General features: G+C 29.6%; 1 protein-coding gene and 1 pseudogene. Both read right to left on the reverse strand.

Going from position 1 to position 2300, the window contains the following annotated elements:
* Positions 1 to 1806 (reverse strand): methyl-accepting chemotaxis protein (locus EK368_RS06220; protein ID WP_165000344.1); only part of this gene is annotated, 1806 nt, incomplete at its 3' end.
* Between the two features lie 241 nt (positions 1807 to 2047).
* A pseudogene (locus EK368_RS14825) lies at positions 2048 to 2300 on the reverse strand (methyl-accepting chemotaxis protein); the annotation flags it as partial.

Below are 2300 nucleotides of genomic sequence, written 5' to 3' on the forward strand. Positions count from 1 at the left end.
CGTAATATTTTGAACTGCTCTATAGATATGGTCAAAAGATTCATTTACATCTATTACTGCTTTGGATTGTTCTTGCGATATTTCCTTTACTTCTTTCATGGTTTTTACACTTTCATTTGCTTGATTTTGTATATCTCCTACTACTTTCTTGATTTCTTCTGCAGATTTACTTGACCCTTCAGCAAGCTTTCTTATTTCATCTGCAACCACCGCAAACCCTCTTCCTGCCTCTCCTGCACGTGCTGCTTCAATTGATGCATTGAGTGCTAATAAATTCGTTTGCTCTGCAATAGAATTGATGGTTTCTATCATATCTCCTATATTTTTTGATTTTTCTTCTAGTTCATAAATAACTTTTTCTATCTTCATAGTAGACTTATTGTTCAAATTTGTTTTTTGTTTTAATTCCTCTACTACATTAATTCCTTCTTGGCTTGCATCAATTACACTTTTTGCTGAATCTGACATATCTTCATTATCTTCTATTAACCTCTTAAATTGATCATCTAAATTAGAAACTAGCAAAGCTCCTTTTTCGGTGTCTTGTGCTTGTTCACTTACTCCTTTTGCAATCTCTTCAACAGCTCTTGATACTTCTTCTATGGATATATTTGTCTGCTCAGATGAATCAGCTAAGTTCATTGAGGATTTTGATACTTCTTCACTAATATGATTTGTCTTACGAATTAATTCTTTTATACTATTTACCATAACATTAAAGGTATTAGAAATTTCTCCTATTTCATCATTAGAATTTATATTTAACTCTACAGACAAATCTCCCTTTGAAACAGAAATTAATCCATCTAAAATCTTAGGTACATCTTTTAAAATTTTCTTAGTAAAAAGTAAAATTACTACACTTAAGATAATACAACTCAATGCATATATAAAAGTTATAATATTTCTGATTTTTTTAATATAATCTGATATATAACTTTCATCTATCGTCATAGAAATAGACCATCCATTTAACTTAATAGGCGTATATGCCATGTATTTTCCTGATCCATCTAGTGTATATGCTACTGTATTAGATTCTCCTTTGATCATACTTTGTCCGATCTTCCCTATTTCACCAGATTCTTTTGCCAGATTTACTTTTAAAATTTTATCTTGATCGGGATGATACACCACAGTTCCTTCTTGATCCAGAAGTACTGGATAACTGTTCTTTCCAATTTTATATTGTGATAAAATTTCTCCTAATTGATCTATATAAATGTCAATTGCCGTAGCTCCTATAGATCTAGATTCTTCAAATATAGGTGTCGCTACACTTATTACAAGTTTTCCTGTTACACCATCTATATATGGAGATGAAAAATATGTATCTCCCTTTTGAATTGTATCTGTATACCAAGATCTTTTTAGTAAATCATATTCTTCTGCTACTTCATAATCTTTATCATCACTGATAAAATTTTTATTATTTTCTAAAGCTACATATACTAACCCTAAATCTTTATCAGAATTTTTTATTCCTTGTAATGTATTTAATACCGCCTCATAGCTTGGTAGTTGTTTAACTGCTTTTCGATCCGATACACTTTCTGTTTCCTTAATATAACTAACAATATGCTCTGTATTAGCCATCGTTGGAGTAATCGCATATTTTTTTGCAAAAAAAGCTTCTACTCTTGCTCCTATATTATTTGCCTCACTCATAATTTGTTTCATTGCTACTTCATTTACCACATTACTTATTCTGCTATTGATAAATATTCCAGTAGCTACAAAAATTAAAATAGCTATGGATAACACTACTGCCAGCAATTTGTTCGCAATACTCATATGTTTTTTCATTACAATCCCCCTTTTATTTTGCAATATATTCTTTATTAAAGTTTGCCATACTTTTTGTAATACTGTAAAATATTTATCCATTTTCTATATTTTCTAAACATTTTTAATGAGTATTCCAATAATTTTTATTGTCTTAACTTATAAATAAAGAAGATAATCCTTATGATTTAAAAATATAAATCACAAAAATCATCTTCTTTATTTGTGTATACATGAAAAAGGCGTCTAACAGACGCCTTTACTATATTACAAATCTATTAATTTCTGCCGTTAATTCTTTTGTAAGTTCATTGAGTTTATTTGCTGCATTGGCTACTTCATCTACTGTACTTGCTTGTTGTTGCATAGATGCACTCACCTCTTCGGCTGAAGCTGCTGTTTCTTCTGATACTGCTGAGATATTTTGTATAGCTAGTACTATATCATCTTTGTCTCCATTAATTTTTTGAATCGATAAACTTATATTTTCAATTTTATCCGTAATATTTTGAACT

The organism is Anaerophilus nitritigenes (assembly GCF_004138215.1).
Lineage (GTDB): Bacteria > Bacillota > Clostridia > Peptostreptococcales > Thermotaleaceae > Anaerophilus > Anaerophilus nitritogenes.